The sequence below is a fragment of the Neisseria sp. HMSC066H01 genome, assembly GCF_001837375.1.
Lineage (GTDB): Bacteria > Pseudomonadota > Gammaproteobacteria > Burkholderiales > Neisseriaceae > Neisseria.
Genome location: NZ_KV832195.1, coordinates 112763 through 136600, shown reverse-complemented (window position 1 = coordinate 136600; position 23838 = coordinate 112763). Strand labels below are relative to the sequence as shown.

The 23838-nt window shown below is 50.5% G+C and carries 16 protein-coding genes and 1 pseudogene; 3 read left to right on the top strand and 14 right to left on the bottom strand.

What is annotated here, in order from left to right; genetic code table 11:
• Positions 1-45 precede the first annotated feature (45 nt).
• The 3 genes from aspA to HMPREF2551_RS10610 all read right to left on the bottom strand — a co-directional run bounded on the left by aspA (position 46) and on the right by HMPREF2551_RS10610 (position 2070).
• Positions 46-1443: an aspartate ammonia-lyase gene (gene aspA, locus HMPREF2551_RS07490; protein WP_070838207.1), complete on the bottom strand. Its 1398-nt coding sequence runs from the start codon at positions 1441-1443 to the stop codon at positions 46-48.
• An 89-nt stretch (positions 1444-1532) separates the two neighbouring features.
• Positions 1533-1733, bottom strand: a complete 201-nt coding sequence (locus tag HMPREF2551_RS07485; RefSeq protein ID WP_003746297.1) for a hypothetical protein — start codon at positions 1731-1733, stop codon at positions 1533-1535.
• Between the two features lie 190 nt (positions 1734-1923).
• Complete coding sequence (locus HMPREF2551_RS10610; RefSeq protein WP_049322342.1) at positions 1924-2070, bottom strand: hypothetical protein; 147 nt, start codon at positions 2068-2070, stop codon at positions 1924-1926.
• 298 nt (positions 2071-2368) lie between these two features.
• Between HMPREF2551_RS10610 and HMPREF2551_RS07480 the strand changes: the two genes are divergently transcribed.
• Entirely contained in the window at positions 2369-3061 is a 693-nt protein-coding gene (locus HMPREF2551_RS07480) for a VIT1/CCC1 transporter family protein (protein WP_070838206.1), read from the top strand.
• Positions 3062-3193: 132 nt separating this feature from the next.
• Positions 3194-6598 carry a transcription-repair coupling factor gene (gene mfd / locus HMPREF2551_RS07475; RefSeq protein WP_070838665.1) on the top strand — a complete coding sequence of 1135 codons (3405 nt, stop codon included), beginning with the start codon at positions 3194-3196 and terminating at the stop codon, positions 6596-6598.
• 73 nt (positions 6599-6671) lie between these two features.
• Here the strand turns inward: mfd and HMPREF2551_RS10745 are convergent, their stop codons facing one another.
• The 11 genes and pseudogenes from HMPREF2551_RS10745 to HMPREF2551_RS07425 all read right to left on the bottom strand — a co-directional run bounded on the left by HMPREF2551_RS10745 (position 6672) and on the right by HMPREF2551_RS07425 (position 22247).
• A complete protein-coding gene (locus HMPREF2551_RS10745) occupies positions 6672-8525 on the bottom strand; it encodes a transferrin-binding protein-like solute binding protein (RefSeq protein WP_283122419.1) in 1854 nt (617 codons plus the stop codon).
• Positions 8526-8862: 337 nt separating this feature from the next.
• Positions 8863-10959, bottom strand: a complete 2097-nt coding sequence (locus tag HMPREF2551_RS07465) for a TonB-dependent receptor domain-containing protein (RefSeq protein WP_070838204.1) — start codon at positions 10957-10959, stop codon at positions 8863-8865.
• A 309-nt stretch (positions 10960-11268) separates the two neighbouring features.
• Positions 11269-12762, bottom strand: a complete 1494-nt coding sequence (cls, locus tag HMPREF2551_RS07460; protein WP_070838202.1) for a cardiolipin synthase — start codon at positions 12760-12762, stop codon at positions 11269-11271.
• A 144-nt stretch (positions 12763-12906) separates the two neighbouring features.
• Positions 12907-13968, bottom strand: a complete 1062-nt coding sequence (gene hemE / locus HMPREF2551_RS07455; protein ID WP_070838200.1) for a uroporphyrinogen decarboxylase — start codon at positions 13966-13968, stop codon at positions 12907-12909.
• Positions 13969-14103: 135 nt separating this feature from the next.
• Positions 14104-15327 (bottom strand): heme biosynthesis protein HemY, encoded by a 1224-nt coding sequence (locus HMPREF2551_RS07450; RefSeq protein ID WP_070838199.1) that lies wholly within the window; start codon positions 15325-15327, stop codon positions 14104-14106.
• Complete coding sequence (locus HMPREF2551_RS10740) at positions 15324-16595, bottom strand: uroporphyrinogen-III C-methyltransferase (protein ID WP_283122424.1); 1272 nt, start codon at positions 16593-16595, stop codon at positions 15324-15326. Before HMPREF2551_RS10740 ends, HMPREF2551_RS07450 begins: the two co-directional genes overlap by 4 nt.
• A 150-nt stretch (positions 16596-16745) precedes the next feature.
• Positions 16746-17447: pseudogene (locus HMPREF2551_RS10735) on the bottom strand (uroporphyrinogen-III synthase); the annotation flags it as partial.
• 73 nt (positions 17448-17520) lie between these two features.
• Positions 17521-18297, bottom strand: coding sequence for a ferredoxin--NADP reductase (locus HMPREF2551_RS07440; protein ID WP_003746329.1), 777 nt, complete (start codon positions 18295-18297; stop codon positions 17521-17523).
• 84 nt (positions 18298-18381) lie between these two features.
• Complete coding sequence (gene msbA / locus HMPREF2551_RS07435) at positions 18382-20148, bottom strand: lipid A export permease/ATP-binding protein MsbA (RefSeq protein WP_036491179.1); 1767 nt, start codon at positions 20146-20148, stop codon at positions 18382-18384.
• Positions 20149-20376: 228 nt separating this feature from the next.
• The gene (thrC, locus tag HMPREF2551_RS07430) at positions 20377-21786 is read right to left on the bottom strand and encodes a threonine synthase (protein WP_003746333.1); all 1410 of its coding nucleotides are present in this window, start codon (positions 21784-21786) and stop codon (positions 20377-20379) included.
• Positions 21787-21872: 86 nt separating this feature from the next.
• Positions 21873-22247 carry a hypothetical protein gene (locus HMPREF2551_RS07425; RefSeq protein ID WP_070814546.1) on the bottom strand — a complete coding sequence of 125 codons (375 nt, stop codon included), beginning with the start codon at positions 22245-22247 and terminating at the stop codon, positions 21873-21875.
• Positions 22248-22398: 151 nt separating this feature from the next.
• On the opposite strand from HMPREF2551_RS07425, the gene HMPREF2551_RS07420 reads away from it, so the two are divergent.
• Positions 22399-23706: a replication-associated recombination protein A gene (locus HMPREF2551_RS07420; RefSeq protein WP_070814547.1), complete on the top strand. Its 1308-nt coding sequence runs from the start codon at positions 22399-22401 to the stop codon at positions 23704-23706.
• Positions 23707-23838: the final 132 nt, after the last annotated feature.

Sequence of the window (23838 nt, the reverse complement as noted above, 5' to 3'; positions counted from 1 at the left end):
TTTAAACGTTTAAAGTTTCAGACGGCCTTTGATTTCAAATCCTGATTACAGATGAGGATTAATCAGGTTTTCAGGAGAGAGGATACGGTTGAGCTCTTCTTCGCTCAACAGACCGCGCTCCAGTACGACTTCGCGCACGCCTTTGCCGGTTTGGGCGCAGATTTTGCCGACCAAGTCGCCGTTGTGGTGACCGATGTATGGGTTCAGGTAAGTAACCAAACCGATGGAGTTGAAAACATAGCGTTCGCAGATTTCGCGGTTGACCGTAATGCCTTTGACGCATTTTTCGGACAGGTTGACCGCGGCGTTGCCCAAGAGGGAAATGGTTTCAAACATACATTGGGCGATGACTGGCTCCATAACGTTCAGCTGTAACTGACCTGCTTCGGCTGCGAAAGTGATGGTGGTGTCGTTGCCGATGACTTTGAAGCACACTTGGTTGACGACTTCGGGAATTACCGGATTGACTTTGGCCGGCATGATGGAAGAACCGGCCTGCAATTCAGGCAGGTTGATTTCTTTCAAACCGGCGCGTGGGCCGGAAGAGAGCAGGCGCAAGTCGTTACAGATTTTGGACAGTTTGACGGCTGTGCGTTTCAATGCGCCGTGTACCATCACATATGCGCCGCAGTCGGAGGTCGCTTCGATCAGGTTTTCAGTCAGTTTGCAAGGCAGGCCGCTGACTTCGGAGAGTTTCTCAACGACTAAAGCCGCATAGCCTTTGGGTGTATTCACGCCTGTACCGATGGCGGTGGCGCCGAGGTTGACTTCAAGCAGCAGGGAGCGGGTGCGGTCGAGGTTGAGGATTTCTTCTTCCAACAACACTTGGAAAGATTGGAATTCTTGTCCGGCCGTCATCGGCACGGCGTCTTGAAGCTGGGTGCGTCCCATTTTCAAAACGTCTTTAAACTCTTCGGCTTTGGCGGCAAAGGCGTTTTTCAGGATAGCCAGTTTGTCGAGCAATTCGCCGATGCTGTAATACACGGCAAGGCGGAAGCCGGTAGGATAGGCGTCGTTGGTGGATTGACTGGCATTGACATGGTCCATCGGATTGACGATGTCGTAGCGGCCTTTTTCGTATCCCAACACTTCCAGCGCAAGGTTGGCAATGACTTCGTTGGTGTTCATGTTGACCGAAGTACCGGCGCCGCCTTGATAAACGTCGGATGGGAATTGGTCGAGGCAGCGGCCTTTGATCAATACTTCGTCGCAGGCTTTTTCGATGGCGGCCGCGATTTCCGGCTTGATGGCACCCAATGCGCCGTTGGCTTGCGCGGTGGCTTTTTTAACCATCACCATGCTGCGGACAAATTGCGGTACGTCGGAAATTTTTTGCGTGGAAATTTTAAAGTTTTCAATGGCGCGCAGCGTGTGGATACCCCAATAAACATTGGCAGGGATTTCGCGGTCGCCCAATAAATCGTGTTCGATTCGTACAGTCATTTCTCTTACCTTCTCGTATAGTTGTGTTGGTGTGCGTTATGCGTTTGGAACATTAGCCCAGTTCGGCACGATTGTCCAGTCTATAAGGCTTAATCGTCAGGATGAAAGCGCGCCGCTTCGCGTTCTTTCGCAGCTGTTTCTTTATCTTTCAATTTCGCACCTAAGCCCAACATTTTTTCATATTCGGATTGCGGCGTGCCATCCTCTTCCATGCCGAATGCGCTGGCATTGACCCAAAGGGAAAGCAGGGAAACGATGAAGGCGAAAAAACCAACGATATACCAAAACATTTTTTTCTTCCTTGTGTGTCTGCGTGTGCAGATTGTTGTGGTTTGTAAGGATATGAATGTAGCACAAACACGGCAAGGTTTAAATTCCCTTACTTCGTCCTTTCATTCATTTACCTGTTATTGTTTAGAAAAGAAAAGGCCGTCTGAAAAGTAAGACTTTTCAGACGGCCTTGAGGCCTTATCGGGAAGATTAGCCGCCGCATGCACCGCAGCAACCGCCTTCGCCATGGCCGCCGCGTTTTTCTTCGTTGTTGACAACGGGCAGCTCGGTTTCTTCGGTTTGCTCTTTTTTATCTTCAGGCAAATCGTTTACTTTGATTTTGTTTTCTTCAGCCATGATATATCCTTTCAATGGATTAGGGAGTGGAAAGATTCATAAAGATAGCATCTTTAGAGCGATAAACCAAGCAGTACAAAACTGTCTTGTAATAATGCCATGACTTGGAACAATAAATTTGCTTGTAAAAGCGTTCAGGCCGTCTGAAAAAATCTAAAGAGGAGCGTTGGTTTTTATGGTTTGAAATGGTAGCAGAAAGATTTAAGAATGCTTGATTTGAAGGGATAAACTGACATGGATTTCAAAAAACAATACAATGTTATCATCATCTGGACACTGCCAATTTATCGGAGCATATATGTATTCACACCACAGTGAACGCCATTTCAGCGACCGCAACAACTGGCTTCGGGCAAGCGTATTGGGCGCTAATGACGGCCTGATTTCCACTGCCTCGCTGTTGACGGGCGTAGCCGCAGCCGCGTCAGATTTCCAAACCCTGCTGTTGACGGGCGTTTCGGCGCTTATCGGGGGGGCGGTGTCAATGGCGGCAGGGGAGTACGTTTCCGTGTCCAGCCAATCGGATACGGAAAAAGCCGATTTGCACAAAGAACGCCACGAATTAGCAAACAATCCTGACGCAGAGTTGGAAGAGCTGACTGAAATTTACCGCCGCCGCGGTTTGTCTGACGCGCTTGCCGCCGAAGTCGCGCAAGCCTTGATGGAACACGATGCACTCGCCGCCCACGCGCGCGACGAAATCGGCATTACCGAAGCCTCTGCCGCCCGTCCCATGCAGGCCGCGCTGGCTTCTGCCGCTTCATTTTGCGCCGGCGCTATTTTACCTTTACTAGTCGCATTGACAGCTTCTAGTGCCATTGTTCCGGCCTTGGCCGTCTCCACTTTGTTCGGTCTGGCATTACTGGGTTATGTCTCCGCCAAACTGGGCGGCGCACCTGTTGTTCCTGCGGTTATACGCGTGTGCCTGTGGGGAGTGGCAGCATTGGCGATAACCGGGTTTATTGGAAAACTGGCAGGCGTGGCTGTCTGATTGTAAGGCCTTGTATTCTTTTAAACCTGTATCCAGTAAAATTGAAAATTAATTTGCTCACTAAAGGCCGTCTGAAAAATTTTCAGACGGCCTGCGGTGCTTGTATTGACTTATTGCACACTGTTTTTTGTCATGACCTATCCGATTCCCAAACCCCGTGAAAAATCCCGTTGGCTCAATCTGTCTCAAGGCTCGCTGCCTTTGGCTTTGGCGCGTTATCTGCCACATAAGCAGCTCAAGGTTGTCTTGACCCAGGATGCGGAACAGGCGTTGCGCCTTCAGACGGCCTGGCTGTTTTTCCGTCCGCACGATACGGCGGTGTTCCTGACGGACTGGGAAACGCTGCCTTACGAGCGTTTTTCGCCGCATCAGGATTTGGTGTCGGAACGGCTCTCGGCGTTGTGGCAGATTAAGAGTGGCACGGCGGACGTGTTGTTCGTACCGGTTGCCACGGCGATGCAGAAGCTGCCGCCCGTGCCGTTTTTGATGGGGCGCACGTTTTGGCTGAAAACGGGGCAGACTTTGGATATAGGCCGTCTGAAAACCGATTTGGTGGATGCGGGCTACAACCATGTTTCCCATGTTGTCGCGGCGGGTGAGTTTGCCGTGCGCGGCGGCATTGTCGATTTGTTCCCGATGGGCAGCGAAATGCCGTACCGCATCGATTTGTTCGACGATGAAATCGACAGCATCAAAACCTTTGACACCGAAACGCAGCGCACCATCTCGCCCGTTTCCGAAATCCGCCTGCTGCCGGCGCACGAGTTCCCCACCGACAGCGAGGCGCAAAAGATTTTCCGCAGCCGCTTCCGCGAGGAAGTCGATGGCAATCCGAACGATGCCGCCGTGTACAAAGCCGTCAGCAACGGCCACTTCGGCGCGGGCGTGGAATATTATCTGCCGCTGTTTTTTGAAAACGAGCTGGACACGCTGTTTGACTATATCGGCAAAGATGCGCTGTTTGTCTCTTTGGGCGATGTTGACGCCGAGGCAAACCGTTTTTGGAGTGACGTCAAATCACGTTACGCCATGGCGCAGGGCGACGAAACCTATCCGCCTTTGCTTCCACAGCATTTGTATCTCTCTGCCGATGTATTCGCAGGCCGTCTGAAAAACTACGGACAAGTGCTGCCCGATGTTTCCGGAAAAGAACACACCTTGCCCGATCTTGCCGTCAACCGCCAATCCGACGAGCCGTTGCAGGCATTGAAGGATTTTCAGACGACCTTTGACGGGCGGATTTTGCTGTGCGCCGAAAGTTTGGGACGGCGCGAAACCATGCTCGGCTTCTTGCAGCAAAACGGCTTGAAAGCCAAACCTGTGTCCGACTGGCAGGGCTTTTTATCGGCACACGAGCCGCTGATGATTACGGTCGCGCCGTTGGCATACGGGTTTAAATTAGAAGATCAAAACATCGCGGTCATCACCGAATCTGACCTCTACCAATACGTCGCCCGCTCGCGCAAACATCATCGCAAGAAACACGCCGCCGTTTCAGACGGCCTGTTGCGCGACCTTGCTGAAATCAATATCGGCGATCCCGTCGTTCACGAAGAACATGGCATTGGCCGATATATGGGTTTGGTAACGATGGATCTGGGCGATGAAACCAACGAAATGATGTTGCTTGAATACGCGGGCGAAGCGCAGCTTTATGTGCCTGTTTCTCAACTGCATTTAATCAGCCGCTACTCCGGCCAGGCGCATGAAAACGTAGCTTTGCACAAGCTTGGTAGCGGCGCGTGGAACAAAGCGAAACGCAAAGCCACCGAAAAAGCGCGCGATACCGCCGCCGAATTGCTCAACCTCTACGCCCAACGCACCGCCCAATCGGGACACAAGTTTGAAATCAACGAGATGGACTATCAGGCATTTGCCGACGGATTCGGCTACGAAGAAACCGAAGACCAAGCCGCCGCCATCGCCGCTGTGATTAAAGATTTGACACAGGCGAAGCCGATGGACCGCCTCGTGTGTGGCGATGTCGGTTTCGGCAAAACTGAAGTTGCCCTGCGCGCCGCGTTTGTGGCGGTGATGGGCGGCAAACAGGTTGCCGTACTTGCCCCGACCACGCTTCTGGTCGAGCAGCACGCGCAAAATTTCGCCGACCGCTTCGCCGATTTCCCCGTGAAAGTCGCCAGCCTTTCGCGTTTCAACAACAGCAAAGCCACCAAAGCCGCGCTGGAAGGCATGGCAGACGGCACGGTCGATATCGTTATCGGCACACACAAATTGGTGCAGGACGACATCAAATTCAAAAACTTAGGTTTAGTGATTATCGATGAAGAACACCGTTTCGGCGTGCGTCAGAAAGAGCAGCTCAAACGCCTGCGCGCCAATGTCGATATCCTCACCATGACCGCCACGCCGATTCCGCGCACCCTCAGCATGGCGCTCGAAGGCCTGCGCGACTTCTCGCTGATTACCACCGCGCCCAGCCGCCGCCTTGCCGTCAAAACCTTTGTCAAACCGTTCAGCGAAGGCAGCGTGCGTGAAGCCGTGTTGCGCGAACTCAAACGCGGCGGGCAGGTATTTTTCCTGCACAATGAAGTGGATACCATCGAAAATATGCGCGAGCGGCTGGAAACCCTGCTGCCTGAAGCCCGCATCGGCGTGGCGCACGGACAACTGCGCGAGCGCGAACTGGAACAAGTCATGCGCGACTTTTTGCAGCAACGATTCAACGTGTTACTCTGTTCCACCATCATCGAAACCGGTATCGACATTCCCAACGCCAACACCATCATCATCAACCGCGCCGACAAATTCGGGCTGGCGCAACTGCACCAGCTTCGCGGACGCGTCGGCCGCAGTCACCACCAAGCCTACGCCTACTTGCTCACGCCCGAATACATCACCAAAGACGCAGAAAAACGCCTCGATGCCATCGCGGCGGCAGACGAACTCGGCGCAGGTTTCACCCTCGCCATGCAGGATTTGGAAATCCGCGGCGCCGGCGAAATCCTTGGCGAAGGGCAATCCGGCGAAATGATGCAGGTCGGCTTCACGCTCTACACCGAAATGCTCAAACAAGCCGTGCGCGACCTCAAAAAAGGCCGTCAGCCCGATCTCGACGCACCATTGGGCATTACCACTGAAATCAAACTGCACAGCCCGGCATTATTGCCCGAAGATTACTGCCCCGACATCCACGAACGGCTCGTCCTCTACAAACGCCTTGCCGTCTGCGAAACCGTGCAGCAAATCAACGCCATACACGAAGAACTGGTCGACCGCTTCGGCCTGCCCGAACAACCCGTCAAAACCCTCATCGAAAGCCACCACTTACGGCTTGCGGCAAAAGAATTAGGCATAGATGCCATTGATGCGACCAGCGAAGCGGTAACGGTAACCTTTGGCAAAAACAACAATGTCGATCCAACCGAAATCATCCTGCTGATTCAAAACGACAAAAAATACCGCCTTGCCGGCGCGGATAAGCTGCGATTTACCATAGAGATGGAAAATATCGAAGTGCGGATTAATACAGTGAAGAACGTATTGAAGACTTTGAAGGAAAGGGTGATGGTTAAGTAGAAAAGTTAAGGAAAGGCCGTCTGAAAACCTGTTTTCAAGTTTTCAGACGGCCTTTGGGTAGACTCAGCAACGGTTATTGGCGTTTTGCGCCGTAGCCGCCAATCATGTGTTCGCTGCCGTCTTCTTTTTTCAAACCGTATGTACCGCCAATTTCTGCGGCAGACGGACCGAAGAATTTACCGCTCAAATTACCTTTCAAGCCGGCTGCGGTAGCTTCGACCTTGCCGAGGAATAGGTTGCCGTTTTCCCATTTCGCCGTACCTTTCATATCGTAGTCAGCACCTTTTACGGTTACACGGCGACCGTTGGCGTCGAGGGAATGGAATTGGGAATTGGTAGTCTCAAAGCGTACGCCTTTCAAGCCGAAATCGACAATGGCTTTAACATCGGCAGTCAGCTGACGGTTTTGGTCGTTGTTCTTCACAACATAGGCTGTGGTCAAACCATTGTAAGTCGCTGTGCCGCTGGCAGGGAGGGCAGTAAACTTGGTTTCGTCGCCTAGGCTTTGATAGCCGTGAATGACACCAGACTTCGGATCGATATAATGGGCAAAAGTTTGGTAAGTCCAACCGGCTGCAGCAGGGTCGTGCATGACGATTTGTGTGCCGTTGGCAAAGCGGATGATGTAAATGCCGTCAAATCGTTTGTCAAATACAGTTCCATTCTTATCTTTAGCAATGTATGCAAGCTGGTTGGCATGGTTTTCGGCCAATTCTGTTAAATCTTGGCGTACTTGTCTTGCATCGTCATAAGCTTTAGCAGCTGTGTTTTTAGCTTTTTCAGCGGCATCTCTTGCGTCTTTGCTAGAAGTGCGCGTTGCTTTTGCGGATATTACGTTTTGGTTTGCAGTTTGCAGGTTTTCCTCAGCATTTTCCCAATTATTTTTAGCCGCTTTGAATTTGGCCAAATCCTCGTTATTCAAATTTTTTGTTAAAGTAGAGATTTGTTTATCCAGTTCATCTTGTGCGGTATTTAAGGCTTTATTGGCATTTTCTAACTCTTCTACACTTTCTCCTGTCGTCTTTTCTATGGCAGCTTTAAAGTTGGCTTTGGCTTCTTCTAATTCTTTTTTTGCTTTTTCAAAAGATGCCGTTTCTTCAGAGTGCGTACCAAGTGTCTCCAACATTGAGTTATATGCCTTAGCAGCTTGTCGTTCTGCTTGGGTTTTGTTTTTCAGCGCCTCGGCAAAAGCATTTGTATCATTTGCCAGTTTTCGTTCGGCAGAAGCTAAAGCACTTTTTGCGTTTTCAGACTTTTGATACAACTCAACGATTTTTTGATCCAGCGTGGATTGTCCGACTTTGAACTCATGATTCGGTTCTTGTCCCGTTTGTCCGCTGACATCACTCTTGGTTTTACCGCCTGAAAATGCTTTGGCAATGATGGAGTCTGTAGTAGTAAATTGAACCTGCGTTGCATTGCCTTCTTCTGTTTTGTTATACAACACGATTGCATCTAATTTAACTTCATCATTAGCTTTAAAATCCAAAGAGCTAACTAAACCGTTTTGATTATTTGTTTGATTATCCGTATAAAACAGTCTGTTAGTATCATTATTGCGGCGCAGCTGAATATTTGGATTGCCTTGTTGCGCGCTTGTTGAAGAAATGAAGCTGGTAGATAACGGAGTATCTGTATTCAACGGAGAGATCGGTTTTTCATCCGTCAATTCTTCGAGTTTGTCGGCTTTATTGTTAGTGGTTTCAGCAGGAGATTCGCTGTTACTGTTATTGGTATCACTTGGGGTTGTATTGTTATTATTGTTTGTACCACCATTTTTTTCAGGACTGCTGCTACCGCCGGTATTGGTTGAGCCAGTGGAAAGTGCTGCATTACCACCGCCGCCACCTCCACCACAGGCTGAAAGGATTGCGGCGCTGATAGCAGTTAAGATGAAGGTTTTGATTTTAGTGTTGATTGCAGACATATTGTTCCCTTTTCTGTAGATTAGCATAGTGTGCTTTGTCAAACGGCATAAAATCATTATCATAGATATAATTATGGTAAAAATAAACTGTTTTTTACGTTTTGCACAGCATAGTTTGCCTAATGAAAGATTGTGTTTGATTTGTGCGACAGGAGGTTGTTAAATGATATCGAGCGGTTGGTTGTGCACCAATCATAAAGGACTAAAAACAAAGTCTGCATGAAATCTGTATAGTGCACACGTATGTAGGCATTAAGTGAAGATATTATAGAATAAAGGCCGTCTGAAAATTGAATCTCAGACGGCCTTTGGCTTCTTTATAACGTCGTTCGTATTATCAGAAACGATAGTTCACGCCCAAGGCAAACTCGCGGCCGCGTTCGTAGAAGGGCACGCGTCCGTTGCCGTCGGGGAAGCGTTGACTGTGTGAACGGTATTGCTTGTTGCCGATGTTGTTGACAGCGAAGTTGACGTTCAGGTTGTCTTTTTTCAGCGGCTGCCAGTTGGCGTAGATGTCGTGTACGCCGTAACCGGCTTTCTTGCCGTGTATCGTGCCTAGTCCGCGGGAGACGTCGGTGTATTTCACGCTTTGGGCGTAGCGGCCGCGCCAGCCGATTTCGAGTTTGGGGTTTTCAAACTGGTAAGACAGACCGGTCAGCCATTGGCGGCTGGTGTTCCAGAAGGTGAACGAGCTTTCGTGGTCTTCCGCTTGAATCGGGCTTTCGCCGTAGTACATTTCGCCGTTCAGACGCGGTTTGACGTAGGATACGCCGGCGCGCGCGGTCAGGCCGCCCCAACGGTAGGACGCGTCAAGTTCGTAGCCGTAGGTTTTGAGCGTGCCGCCGTTGTAAATTTTGCCGCGTTCGGTGATGGAGGCGGTGTTGTTGTTGATTTTTGCCCAACGATAGACGATGAGGTCTTTGATGCGTTGGTGGAACACGCTGCCGCTGACGTTGAAGTTGTCGTTGCGCCATCTGAAGCCCAATTCGGTGCGGCGGGCGGTTTCAGCTTTGAGGTTGCTGTCCAAATCGGCGGCAGCGCCTGCACGTTCGTTAGCCAAGAGGGCTTCGTTCAGGCGGGGCGCACGGCTTGCCTGATTGAGGTTTGCCAAGAGGGAGAAGTTGTCGTTGATGTCCCAAATCGCGCTGATGCTGGGGTTGAGCTGACCGTGCGACGCGCTTTGTTTGCTGGCGGCGTTGTATTTGAAATGGTCGTAACGCAGGCCGGTGGTCAGGGTAACGGGGTGCAAATTCCAAATGCCTTCCGCGTACACGCCGTATTCGGATTTCTTCTCTTTGTCGCGGTCATACAGGCCGAGAATCTTCAGCCATGCGCCTTTGTCGGACGGCTCGGAGGTTTCGTGGCGGTAGTTGACGCCGTATTTCACCATGTGTCCGTCGCCGAAGGAGCTGGCGAGGTTCAGGTTGGCGCCAGTTGCTTTGATTTTGCTTAACTCAAGTTGGCCGATGGGAACGCCGCCTTGCGCCGTGCCGGAGGCGTGGGCTTTCGGGGAAGGTGCGCCTTTAGGCGGCTTGGTGTCGTCGGTGTTGATTTGGAAGACGTTGGCGTCGATTTTGTCGAGGAAGCCGACGTTGCGGCCGCGGTATTCCAGATTGTAGGATTGTTCTTTTTGATAAGTGCCGTCCACGCCGACGTAGCTATCAACGTTTTGGAACTCGGCTTTGTCGGTGCGGTTGCCTTTTTGGTATTCCTGACGGTAGGTCAGGCGGATGCCGTGGTCGTCGTTGAAGTCGTAACCGAGTTTGGCGAGGTAGCTGTGCTGTTTCAGACGACTGCCGCGGTTGACATTGCCGTTGCCGTCTTTGTAGTCGCGGTTGTTGAGGAAGTTGCCCGCAAACAGGGCATCGAAGCCGTTTTGATAGCCGTAAACCGCTGCGTTGCCGGTTGAGCCTTTATTACTGCTCAAGCCTGCGCCGAGTTTGAAACCGAAAGGTTTACCGTCGGTCAGCAGGTCTTTCGCGTCAACCGTCGTTACGCGGATGGTACCGCCGACCGCGCCCAAGCCCGCGCTCGCCGCGCCCGTGCCTTTTTCGACGTTGATGCTTTTCACCAAAGCGGGGTCAAGCTGGAAGCGGCTTTGGTGGTGGAAGATTTTGGTGGATTGGCTGGTGCCGTCCACTTCCAGATTAATCTTGTCTTCGCCGACGCCGCGGATGCTGTAAAACTGAGCCACGCCGTTGCCGCCGCCGACATCCATACCGATTTGGTCTTTCATGACTTGTTTCAAATCGGTCGAAGTTTCGCGGTCAAGCTGGTTGCGGGTAACGCGGGTCGGTACGGCAGTACCGGTAACCTTAATTTCATTCAGTTCGGCAGTTTCTGCGGGGTGCGTATTTTCGGCATGGGCGAAGCCTGTTGATAGTGCGAGTGTAATGAGGCTAAGGCGGAATACAGGAAAAGAGGTTTTATTCATGATTTTTCCCAAGGAATAAAAAATTGACCGCTTATTCTAATTATTTTAATAATGATTATCAAACTACAAATAAATGTAAAAGAACATATTGGTTTCATTTTGATTTGTGGTTTGAATATTTTTATAAATATCAATTGGTTTATTTATGGTTAAATTTTGTAAAACTATTTCGAGAGAAAATATGTTGAGGCTTACTTTTTTGAAACTGAAGAAAAGGGATGAGTTGAATATTTATCGATGATCAATATTGTGTATAGGTGTTTTAAAAGGCCGTCTGAAAAGTGTTTTTCAGACGGCCTCACTACTTTTTTACAGCAAAGGACTCATCAGGCGGACGGCATTTTCTACGAGGCCGCGGAGTTTGGAGCGTTGTTGCCATGATTTGATGGCAATGTAGCTGCTGTTTTTGAGGTAGTCACGTTGGAGGTTGCAGATTTGTTTGGTGGTGTCGCGATCGTAGATGGCGAGGCTGATTTCGAGGTTGAGGAAGAAGCTGCGCATGTCCATATTGACCGTGCCGAAGAGGGAGTAGTCTTCGTCAATGGTCATGGTTTTGGCATGTAGAAGACCGCCTTCAAACATGGCGATTTTGACACCGGCTTCCAGCAACATAGGGTAGTAGGCGCGTGAGGCGTAGCGAACCATCAGTGAATCGACTTTGGCAGGCAGTATTAGAGTTACTTTGACGCCGCGTTTGGCGGCAACGGTTAATGCCATGAGAAGCGGCTCGTCGGGGACAAAGTAGGGAGTGGTAATCGTGATTTGTTTGGTGGCGGCATAGATGGCGCTGATGATGGTTTCGTAGATAACGAAGCTGCCTTGCTCAGGGGCGGATGGAATGATTTGGGCAACAATATTGCCTTGCTGCATTTTTTCAGGAAGGATTTGGGGCAGCAGGCTTTGGGCTTGGTTGAGGTATGTTTGTACGTTTTGGAGGTTTTCATCGGTTTCGACGGCGAGGTCGGCGAAGAAGACGGCAGACAGTTCCAAAACCATAGGCCCTGTACAGCGCATCATGGCATCTATCCATTCTCCGACGCCAGAGTTTTGTTTGAAATAGCGTGGGTCGACAAGGTTGAAGCTGCCGGTGTAACCGATTTTGCTGTCGATAACGAGGATTTTGCGGTGGTTGCGCAGGTCGGTGCGCGTGAATAATGTACGCCAGATGCCGACAGGCAATGAGGTATGTACTTCAATGCCTGCTTGGCGCAGTATCTCTACCCAATCGCTTTCAAAAAAGCTCCTGCTGCCGACGGCATCGGCCAGTATGGAGCAGTCTACGCCTCTGGCTTTGGCGGCAAGAATTTCATTTAGAATTTCTTCAATGCGGCCTTTGGGTTCGATAATGTAAAAGGCCAGCAGGCAGGAATGGGTTGCGGCGCGTATGTCTGCGAGCATGCTGTCGATGATGGTATCGGTGGTTGAGAGCAGGCTCATGGCGTTGCCTTTGGTGGCACCCAGCCCCGTTCCTTTTTCGGCAACTTTACTGATGCCGTGGTAACGTGATTTGACTTGGTCGGCAATGTCGAGATAGATATCGGCTAGATGGGTGGCGGCAAAGTTGCGGTAGAAGCGGTTCATTTCGCCGGTACGTTTGGCGCGGGCGGTGCCTAGACGAGGCTCTCCGATAAGGATGTAGGCGATGGTTCCGAATACGGGGAAAAGGAATAGGATAATCAGCCAGGCAAAGGTTGAGCCGATGTTTTTTTGTTTGTACAACACGCGCAGCATGCAGATGAGTGCGGCGCAGGTGTGGGCGAAGATAAAAATTTCGGTCCAGGTAATGTCTTTTAAAAAATTCATATTCGGTAGCGGGAGTAGATGTGTTTTAAGTTTGAAGGTGTCAGCTGATAAGCTTCAAATATTAAGTATATAGAAAAACTGTCTAAAAACAAATTTACACGATAATCGTGTTTTTGCTTTCAGACGGCCTTTGAGTTGCTTTAATTAACGGTGATACTGACGGGATAATTCATGTACGGTATCGACCAAAATTTTGGCGTGTTCGGGGTCGGCGTGTTGGTTGATGCCATGGCCGAGGTTGAATACATGGCCGCTGCCGTTGCCGTAGTCGGCGAGGATGCGTGCGACCTCGGTGCGGATAGATTCCGGTGTACCGAAGAGGGCAAACGGGTCGAAGTTGCCTTGCAAGGCAACTTGTTCGCCGACGCGACGACGTGCTTCGCCGATGTTGCAGGTCCAGTCTAAGCCCAATGCGTCTGCGCCGATTTCTGCCATACTTTCCAGCCATAAGCCGCCGCCTTTGACAAATACGATAACAGGCACGCGGCGGCCTTCGCTTTCGCGTTTGAGTCCGGCAACGATTTGTCGGATGTACTTCAGGCTGAATTCTTTAAATGCTGCATCGCTCAACACGCCACCCCAAGTGTCGAAAATTTGTACGGCTTGTGCGCCGGCATCGATTTGGGCGTTGAGATAAGCGGTAACGGCTTGGGCATTGGTGTCGAGGATTTTATGCAGCAAATCAGGACGCGAATACATCATGGTTTTGATGGTACGGAATTCTTTGCTGCTGCCTCCTTCAACCATGTAGCAGGCGAGTGTGAACGGGCTGCCTGAGAAGCCGATCAGCGGAACTCGGCCGTCCAGTGCTTTACGGATGGAAGTTACTGCATCAAAGACGTATTGCAGTTTTTCCATGTCGGGAACTTGCAGTTTTGCAATGTCGGCTTCATGTTGCAAAGCGCGTTCAAATTTCGGGCCTTCGCCTTCGGCAAAATACAGGCCCAAACCCATAGCATCTGGAACGGTCAGAATATCGGAAAACAGAATTGCTGCGTCCAGATCAAAACGTTCTAAAGGCTGGATGGTAACTTCGGTTGCCAGCTCGGTGTTTTTGCACAAATCGAGAAAGCTGCCTGCGCGTGCGCGCGTGGCTTTGTATTCAGGCAGATAGCGTCCGGCTTGGCGCATCATCCAGATAGGTGTGTATTCGACAGGCTGTTTAAGCAGGGCGCGGAGGAAAGTGTCGTTTTTCAGAGTAGTCATGATAAATAGGTTTTCTGATTTGGTGTGTTGGACAAAGTTCAGACGGCCTTAGATATGTATTGAGGCCGTCTGAAATGATTAAATGGTTGGTTCTGTTGTAGATTTCATATTGTCGCTTAATGCGAAATCAGAACATCAATTTGGCTGAGGAAGGGCTGCCGGATGTTCTTCTTCGGCCACGCTTTCCAAAACCAGATTGCGTTGTTCTTGCGCTTTTTGCGGTTGATCGGTTTCATCAAACACGCGCGCTAGGACTAAATGTGCGGATACGCTGGGTTGCAGGGCGATGCTGGCTTCGAGGTAGCCTTGGGCTTTGCCCCAAAGTTTGCGGCCGTAGGCCAGTTGGCCAAGATACATCAACAGCGGTGCATTGTCGGGTTGTTCCTGCAACCAAGAGTCTGCCAAGTTGATGGCTTTTTGTTGCTCGCGCTCGCTTAGGAAGCGCACGGATTCGACAAAAGCTTCCAAGAGCTCAGGCTGGCGGGTTTGGGGATAATAGGTTTTAACCCATTTGACTGCATCGGCATACAAACCCAAACGCTCGTATTTTTCGGCAATCGCGACACACAATTCGCCAGACTTCACACTTTCGGGAATCTGTTTCAAACAGGCTTTCAGACGGCCTGCATCGGTTACTTCGCTCAAGAGGCGGCGATATGCCCAATTTTGATACTGTTCAGCTTCATAATCGTTGATGGCGCCGGCTTTAACCAATTTTTCTGCTTTTGCCAAGACATCTGAAGCATCGCCGTGATCAAAGGCATAACGCAATTGCAGGCGGACCAGGCGACTTAAGTTGCTATTGATTTTTGCTGCTGCTTCAAGGTTTTGTGCGGCAGTCGGATAATCGCGACGGCTCAGTGCAGATTCGGCCAGCAAAAGATGACGGGAAAGCTGTTGTTTTTGTGGCAGCTGTTCGATTTCGTGCAGATAGCGGTCGCGCAATTCAAAGTTTTCCATTTGGTCGGCTGCATGCGCGCCCAACATCAAAGCCAGGGTGCGGTTGTCGCCTGCTTCTTTGTTTTGCAAGACTTTGGCGGCTTCTTGTTCGGCTTTTTCAAAACGGCCTTCAAAATATGCCAGACCTGCGCTGTTCAAAGAGGCAGAAGCCTGACGGCCTTTGCGGGCAATGCCGAAGCGTTGCATACGCGCCGGAATGTTCAAGAGGCCGAACGCGAATTTAATCAGGAAATACAAGACGAATACGCTCAACAGCAGGCCTAAAACAAAGGCATGCAGATTGATACGCAGCATGGTTTGCTCAACCACGACATATACGTTGCCTGTATAAATGCCGGAAGCCAACGCTAAACCGACGGCAGCGGCAAACAGAATGACAATCCAAACGACGGTTTTCATGCTTGCTCTCCTTTAATTTTGGCAGCAGGCTTGGTTTGGTTTTGTGGTTTGGCAGCTTCGGCGGCCGGTTCTTTTTTGTTTTCAGACGGCAATGCAGGTGCTTCCAGAGATTGAGGGGCAGAAGCGGCGGCCGGTGCGGCAGTCGCAGCTTGCTCGGCAGCTGCCGCCGGAGCGGAAGCGGTTTTCTCGGCGGTTTGGGTTTGGGCAGTTTCTTCGGCTGTCATTTGTGTACGCGAACCTTCTTGATAAGCGCGAACGGCGCTCAAGCTGGCTTTCAGGCTGTCGTCTGAAATCATGCGGACATCAAGGGCTTTGAGTTCGGCCAACTCTTTCAGCCATGACTGGGTAGCAGGGGATTTGCTGTCGAAGTATTGCTTCACGGTTGCTTCAACGTTGTTCAAATCGCTTTGATACACTTCGCCGTTGTGTTGCAACAGGGCAATGCGCGCATCCAAAAGGCGCAGGCGCAGGTTTTCACGGATGAAGTAGGTTTGTTCGGGCGAAATCAACATGGCGTCGTTGCTGTCCAGATGACGGACTTCAACCAAGCCTTTGAGGGCATTGAGGGATTTTTCCCATGTGTTTTCCCACCAAGTTCCTGAATGGGCGGTTTCGACAGGCGCGGCACCCGGTTTCAATACGCCGTCCAAGACCAAAGGCAGGCCGGAAATGGCGGTTTCCAAACGGTCGATACGCAGGGCGGTAGCGGAAATATCGACATAAGGACGGTTTTTCAGCGCGGCCAAATCATTGCTGATGGCTTGTTTGACGGGGATAAGCTCGGGCTGGTCAAAACGGCTCAGGCGGCTGTCGATGTGTTCCAATACGCTGACCGCGCCTTGGAGGTTGCCTGACAGCATCAATTGTTGCGAAGCCGTGTTCAACATGGATTCGGCTTCGTCAACCAGCCAGTTGACACGGCCTTTGAGCAGCTCTTGATAAGCTTTTTGCGTTTGCAGAATTTGATCGCTATTGCTTTTTTGACCGTTGTTCAAGCGGTCTAACTCGGCTTGAATAGCGGTTTGGCGGTTGAGGTTGTCTTTCAGGAGGCTGGCGTTTTCAGATTCGCCCAATGCAGCTTTGTCGATTTTTTGATTGAATTCGAGCTCTTGGTTTTTTAAAACATTTTGACCCTGTACAAACAGGAATCCGCTCGCGCCCAAGCCAAGCAGTGCCAAGACAGTTGCACCTGCGGCCAAGGCTTTGCCGCCGGATTGTTTGATGATAACAGGGGCGTTGTTTTGTGGGAGATTGTTGGACTCGGGCATGCTCGCCTCCACTCGCTGAGGTTGGGTAGGTTTGATTGGTTCAGACGGCCTGGTGTTTTCAGAACGTTCAGGCGCCGAAGCTGCCGTATTGGCAACTTGTTGGGTATCTTGATTGTCTTCGACTGGGTTCACTGCTTGACTCCTTTGTGGTATGGATGAAAGTGCAGCGGATAGAGAAGTGACGGTTTCTACATGTTTGGCACCGACGATGCGAAGCGCATCGGCAATGCGCGGATGATGGGTAAAGTATAGCAAGGATTCGAAGAATCGGGAAAATTGCGGCGGAATCTGATGGAAAAATTCGCGCGCGAGTTCGCCGGATGTAACGTAGGCGGCGGCGATGTCTTCGGTTTTAAAGTTCTGCCAATCGATGGAGTGTGGCCGTCTGAAATAGATTTCGGCGATGTCGATTTGGAAACCCAGTTCGGTCAGTTTGTCTGCCAGAAAATCACGGCCGCCATGGCCTCGAATGATTAGAACTCGGGCGTTGGGTGGCAGGTTTTTCCAAATAGGCATTCTCAAGACGGCTTCGCTGTCGTTGCCATCTTCGGGAGAGAATACGGGATAGGGGGAGAATTGCGCCAAAGTATGTTGGCTGGTTTGGCCGACGGTAATGTGTGCTTTGGGGTCGTCTGAAAAGTTCAAGTGCGGCGCTGCGGTTTCAATAGCGGTCGGGCTGACCCAAAACACGACATCGGCTTGCTTGAATTGTTCGGGAAGTTTGTTTAGTGCCGAACGGTCTGCCTCTATTTCGATCGGACTCAATACTTGAGCCTGCCAACCAGCTGCATGGCAGGTTTGGATATCTTGTTGCGGACGGTTGGACGGACGGATGATGAGTAGAGTAGGCATAATGTGGGATAAATTATTAAGGTTTTAGGCCGTCTGAAAGAAGGGTTTCAGACGGCCTGTTGCCGGGGATACGTTATTGATCGACGAATGCGCGCTCAATCAGGTAGTCGCCGCGGACACCGGTTTTCGGAGAAACGGTCAGGCCGAATTCGTCCAAGACGTTGCAGGTGTCTTTCAACATGGCAGGGCTGCCGCACAACATGGCGCGGTCGTCTTGCGGATTGATTTTGGGCAGGCCGATGTCTTCGAAGAGTTTGCCGCTGCGCATTAAATCGGTCAGACGGCCGTGGTGTACATAGTCTTCGCGTGAAACAATCGGGTAGTAAATCAATTTTTCTTTAACCAAATCGCCCAAGTATTCGTGTTCGGGTAATTCTTTGGTGAAGCGGTCGTAGTATGCCAAGTCTTTTTTGTAGCGTACACCGTGAACCAAGATGATTTTTTCGAATTGCTCGTAAATTTCAGGGTCTTTGGTAATGCTCAAGAAAGGGGCGATGCCGGTACCGGTACTCAAGAGGTAGAGGTGTTTGCCCGGATTCAGGTCGCCGGCAACCAGTGTGCCGGTCGGTTTTTTACTGATGAGGACATCGTCGCCGACTTTAAGGTGTTGCAGGCGGCTGGTCAATGGGCCGTCTTGTACTTTAATGCTGAAAAATTCCAGATGCTCTTCCCAGTTGGCGGAAGCCACGCTGTATGCGCGCATCAGCGGTTTGCCGTCAACCATCAGGCCGACCATGACGAACTGGCCGTTTTCAAAGCGCAAAGATTCGTCACGGGTGCAGGTAAAAGTGAAGTAAGCGTCGGTCCAGTGGTGTACGGACAAGACTTTCTGGGTATTGAATGCTGCCATTGATATTTCCTGTCGGATAAGGCCGTCTGAATAGGATAAGTCGGGGCGGCCGAGGTTAATAAAAAGAGTGGAATACGGCTTCAGCTACTTGCTCGCCGGTACGGCTGATTTTTCGCTGAGGCTATGCAGGTCGGCATAGCGTCCGCCTGCGCTGATTAATTCTTGGTGTGTGCCTTGTTCGACGACATTGCCTTCATGCATGACAACGATGTTGTCGGCTTTTTCGATGGTAGAAAGTCGGTGGGCAATCACCAAAGTGGTACGGTTTTGCATCAGGTTTTCCAATGCGGTTTGTACCAAACGTTCGGATTCATTATCCAATGCACTGGTGGCTTCGTCCAAAATTAAAATCGGCGCGTTTTTCAAAAGCGCACGCGCAATAGCGAGACGTTGACGTTGGCCGCCGGACAATTTTAAACCGTTTTCGCCGACTTCAGTGTGCAGGCCTTGTGGCATTTTTTGGATAAATTCCCAAGCATTCGCGGCTTTTGCGGCATTAATAATTTCTTCTTCGCTGAATTTGTCAGCTTGTGCATAGGCAATGTTTTCAGCAATCGTACCATTAAACAGGACAACGTTTTGGCTGACGAATGCCATGCGGCTGCGCAAGCTTTCGAGCGTATATTCATTGATGTTGATGCCGCCGATCAAAACTTCGCCTTCATTGGGATTAAGGAAGCGCGGCAACATATTGGCCAAGGTGGTTTTGCCGCAACCCGATGCGCCGACCAAGGCAGTCACTTTGCCTTGTGGGACAAGCAGGTTGATATGGTTCAAGCTGTTGCGTTCGGCTTCGGGATAACGGTGTACAACATCGCAAAATTCGATATCGCCAGGGTTTGGGCTGAGGGTTTGTTTGCCTTCGTTGCTTTCTTCGGGTTGATCCAAAAAGGTGAAGACGCTTTCAGCCGCCGCCAAACCGCGCTGCAGGGATTGCATCACGCCGGTCATGCGTTTGATGGGGTCAAACATCATGATCATGCTCGACAAAAACGACATAAAATCGCCTGCGCTGAAGCCGGAAAGCCCTGCTTGGCGGGCGGCTGCGTAAATAATCGCAGCCAGTGCAACCGAAGCCATCAATTGCGTAATGCCGGTACCGGCAGAGCTGGCGGAAACCTGTTTGAGCAGGTTGCGGCGAACATCATTGGCAATACGGTCGAAGCGGCGGTTTTCATAATCTTGGCCGCCGTAGATTTTTACAACGCGTTCGCCATTAATGCTTTCGCCCAAGACCTGCATCAGCTGGCCAAGATAAATTTGGTTGTTGGCAGACAGTTTGCGCAGGCGTTTGCTGACTGTTTGGATACATACGGCAACAACCGGCAAGATGATAAAAGTAATCAGGGTCAAACGCCAGTTCAGATAAGTCAGCAAGCCCAACAGGCCGACTACGCTCACGCCGTCTTTGGCAATCACAGTAATGACGTTAAACCCTGCATCGGTAATTTGATTGACGTCGTTCAAGATACGAGACATCAAACGGCCGCCGGTATTGCTGCTGAAATACGAAGTCGGCAGGTGCATCATTTTGTTGAACATTTCACCGCGCAAGCGCTGCACTAAGTGGCTGGACAGATACGTTGTGCAATATTCGTTGATGAAGTTAAACAGGCCGCGAACGAAAAACAGCGCCACAATTGCCAGCGGCAACCATGACATGCTTTTCATGTTTTTATCGACAAAACCTTCATTGATCAAAGGTTTGAGCAAGTAACCGAAAGCCGGCATCGTACCGGCGACAATCAGCATGGCCACTACGGAGACGATAAACATCTTCCAATAGCTTTTCAAATATCCAAGCAAGCGCTTGTATAGCTCCCAGTTGGATGTGGCTTGTGTTGTCTGCATATCAATCCAAATTTAGAGCAAACATGCAATTCTAAACGAAAATATCTGTCATTACAATGTTTGCAATTGAAAGTCAAAAGGAGTCGGTATTGTTTTAACGCCTTGATTTTATATTGGGAACGACTATGGTTTGGTGGGTTTGGCAATAATGTTGCCCACTTCTCAAATATCGGTTGCGGCCGTCTGAAAAAGTTTCAGACGGCCTCATCAGTCGTCAAGGACGGCCGGTTAAGCCAGAGCTTCCTTAATGATGTCTTTCACTGCCGTCGCATTATTAGGGACAACACGGACCCGTTGTGGCAGATTTTCCAAGCCTTCCAATGCGGCAGGGCGGGGGATGGAAACTTCTCCGACCGCTTCATGGATGGTGGCTTCAAATTTGGCGGCCAGTGCGGTTTCGAGGCAGACGATGGTTTCGCCGGCTTCGCGGACTTCACGGGCAACTTTGACGCCATCGGCTGTATGCGGATCAATCAATTCATGATCTTGCTCGTAAACCTGTTTGATGGTGGCAAGGCGGTTGGCATGGGTTGATTTGCCGGAAACAAAGCCATATTGTTGATGTACTTTGTTTAAGGCAAATTCCAAATTGAAGCCTTTGCCGGAGGCTACTTCCGCCCATAAGGTTTGGATTTCGTCCGCATCGCGGTCCATCAGGTCAAACACAAAACGCTCGAAGTTGGAGGCTTTGGAAATATCCATGGACGGACTGGAAGTAACGTGGGTATGTTCGCTGTTGCGCGGACGGTATGCGCCGGTTTTGAAAAATTCGTCCAATACGTCGTTTTCGTTGGTGGCGACAATCAAGCGGTGGATGGGCAGGCCCATTTGGCGGGCGATATGGCCGGCGCAGACATTGCCGAAATTGCCGCTTGGTACGCAGAAGCTGACTTTTTCGTCATTGCTCGACGTGGCGTTGAAATAACCGGCAAAGTAGTACACGACTTGGGCGACGATACGGCCCCAGTTGATGGAGTTGACTGTGCCGATATGGTATTTGGCTTTGAATTCGGCATCGTTTTGTACGGCTTTGACGATGTCTTGGCAGTCGTCAAACATGCCTTCAACGGCGATGTTGTGGATGTTGGCATCTTGCAGGCTGAACATTTGCGCGCGTTGGAATGCGCTCATTTTGCCTTCCGGAGACAGCATAAAGACGTTGACGCCTTTTTTACCGCGCAGGGCGTATTCGGCGGCAGAGCCGGTATCGCCGCTGGTGGCACCCAAGATATTGAGTTCTTTGCCTTCTTTATTCAATACATATTCAAACGCATTGCCCAAGAATTGCATGGCCATGTCTTTGAATGCCAAAGTCGGACCATTGGACAGGGCTTGGATTTTGATGCCGTCTGAAAGTGTGCGCACCGGAGTAATGGCTTTGGTACCGAATACTTCTTCGGTGTAGGTGCGGTTGATAATGTCGCGTAAATCATCAGCAGGGATGTCGGTGGCAAACAGGCTCATGACTTCAAACGCCAGCTCGGGATAGCTGAGTGTGCGCCATTGGTCTAAAGTAGCTCGGTCGATTTGAGGGTATTGCTCAGGCAGCATCAAACCGCCATCAGGAGCCAAACCCATCAATAAAACTTCGCTAAATTGCTTGCGTGCGGTCGCACCGCGGGTGCTGATGTATTTCATGGTTTCTTCTCTATGTATTTAAAATTCAAATAGAAAGTCAAAACGAATTCAGACGGCCTTGATGTGAAAAAAGGCCGTCTGAACGATTATTTGTAGAGTCGTTTGAAGCAGGCGGTAACCGTTTTTGCGGTAACGGAAGCAATGGCCTGTTCGCGGGTTGCCGGACTCAATACCTGCATCATTTCGGTTGCAGTCAATTGGTTTGGTGCTTCTTCGCTGGCGCAGCCGCAGATTTTATTTTCCCATTCGGCTTGTTTTTCCGCGCTCATGGCCAAAGCAATGACGCGCCATTCGTTACGTTTGTTCAATTCGGTACGGCATTGGCTGTCTACCGCCATTTTCACTACGCTGCTGCCGATACCCGTACCGCTGCCCAAACCGCCGAAAGAGTCGCCGCCGGTAGCGCATGCACCCAATAAGAAAACTGATGTAACAGCTGCCAAAAGAGTTTTTGAAGTCATGATGTTTCCTGTAAGCAAGGCCGTCTGAAACGCCCGAAGAGTTCTCAAAATAGCATGTATTATACCGTAATGCGGCCCGATATGTGAGTTTGCGAAACTGCCGTATAATGCTAGCGAGTTTTCTTTTCAATCAGCCAGCACGAAAGCCGCTATGTCCGACCTTTTCGCCCGCCAACCCGAAGCCCCTTTAGCCGAACGCCTGCGCCCGCATTCTTTAGATGATGTCATCGGGCAGCAACACTTAATCGGCGAGGGTAAACCTTTGCGCGTGGCGGTGGAAGGCGGAAAGCCGCATTCTATGTTGCTGTGGGGGCCGCCGGGCGTAGGCAAAACCACGCTGGCACGGATTTTGGCGCAGAGTTTCAATGCGCAGTTTCTGCCTGTTTCCGCCGTATTTTCAGGCGTGAAAGACATACGCGAGGCTATTGAAAAGGCTGAAATTGCTCTGCAACAAGGGCGAGCGACGATTTTGTTTGTTGACGAGGTACACCGCTTCAACAAAGCGCAACAGGACGCATTTTTGCCTTATGTCGAAAGCGGCTTATTAACCTTTATCGGCGCGACCACGGAAAACCCGTCATTTGAAGTCAATCCGGCATTGCTCAGCAGGGCGCAGGTTTATGTCTTGCAATCCTTGTCTTCAGACGACCTAAAAAAACTGATTGCTAAAGTATTGGCTTTGCCCGAATACCAAGACTTTACGATTGAAGCGAATGCGCAAGAATTGCTTGTGAATACCGCCGATGGTGATGCGCGTAGATTGTTGAATTTATTGGAACAACTTTTACGTGCTGCCGATACACGCCGTCTGAAAACCTTAACCGCCGAATTTCTCGCCGATAGTTTGGGTGCGCAAATCCGCCGTTTTGATAAGGGTGGCGAGAGTTTCTACAATCAAATTTCCGCATTGCACAAATCCGTGCGCGGTTCGCATCCGAATGCCGCGCTGTATTGGTTCTGCCGTATGCTCGACGGCGGTACCGACCCGCGCTATCTCGCCCGCCGCATTGTCCGCATGGCATGGGAAGACATCGGCTTGGCTGATCCGCGTGCCTTAACGATTGCCAATGATGCCGCCGCGACTTATGAGCGCTTAGGCTCGCCGGAAGGGGAGCTTGCTTTGGCTCAAGCCGTGTTGTACCTTGCCGCCGCTGCCAAATCCAATGCAGGCTATAAGGCATACAACCAAATGCGCCGTTTCGTCAAAGAAAATGCCAGCGACGAAGTGCCCGTCCACCTGCGCAATGCACCGACTAAGTTGATGAAAGAATTGGGTTACGGACGCGAATACCGCTATGCCCACGACGAACCAAACGCCTACGCCGCTGGCGAAAGCTATATGCCCGACGGTTTGGACGAGCCGGATTTCTACCAACCTGTCCCGCGCGGACTGGAAATCAAAATTGGCGAAAAGCTGAAATGGTTGAAATCCTTGGATGAAGATGCGCTGGATGATTAAAACAGTAAATGTGTCTCAAGTTTCAGACGGCCTTTGGCTATTTTGAGCCTAATAAATTGTTTAATATTGGCATTATATCTTTAGTTTCGCTATAATTTTGTCACCCTATTTTCTTGCCGAATAATCGAATAC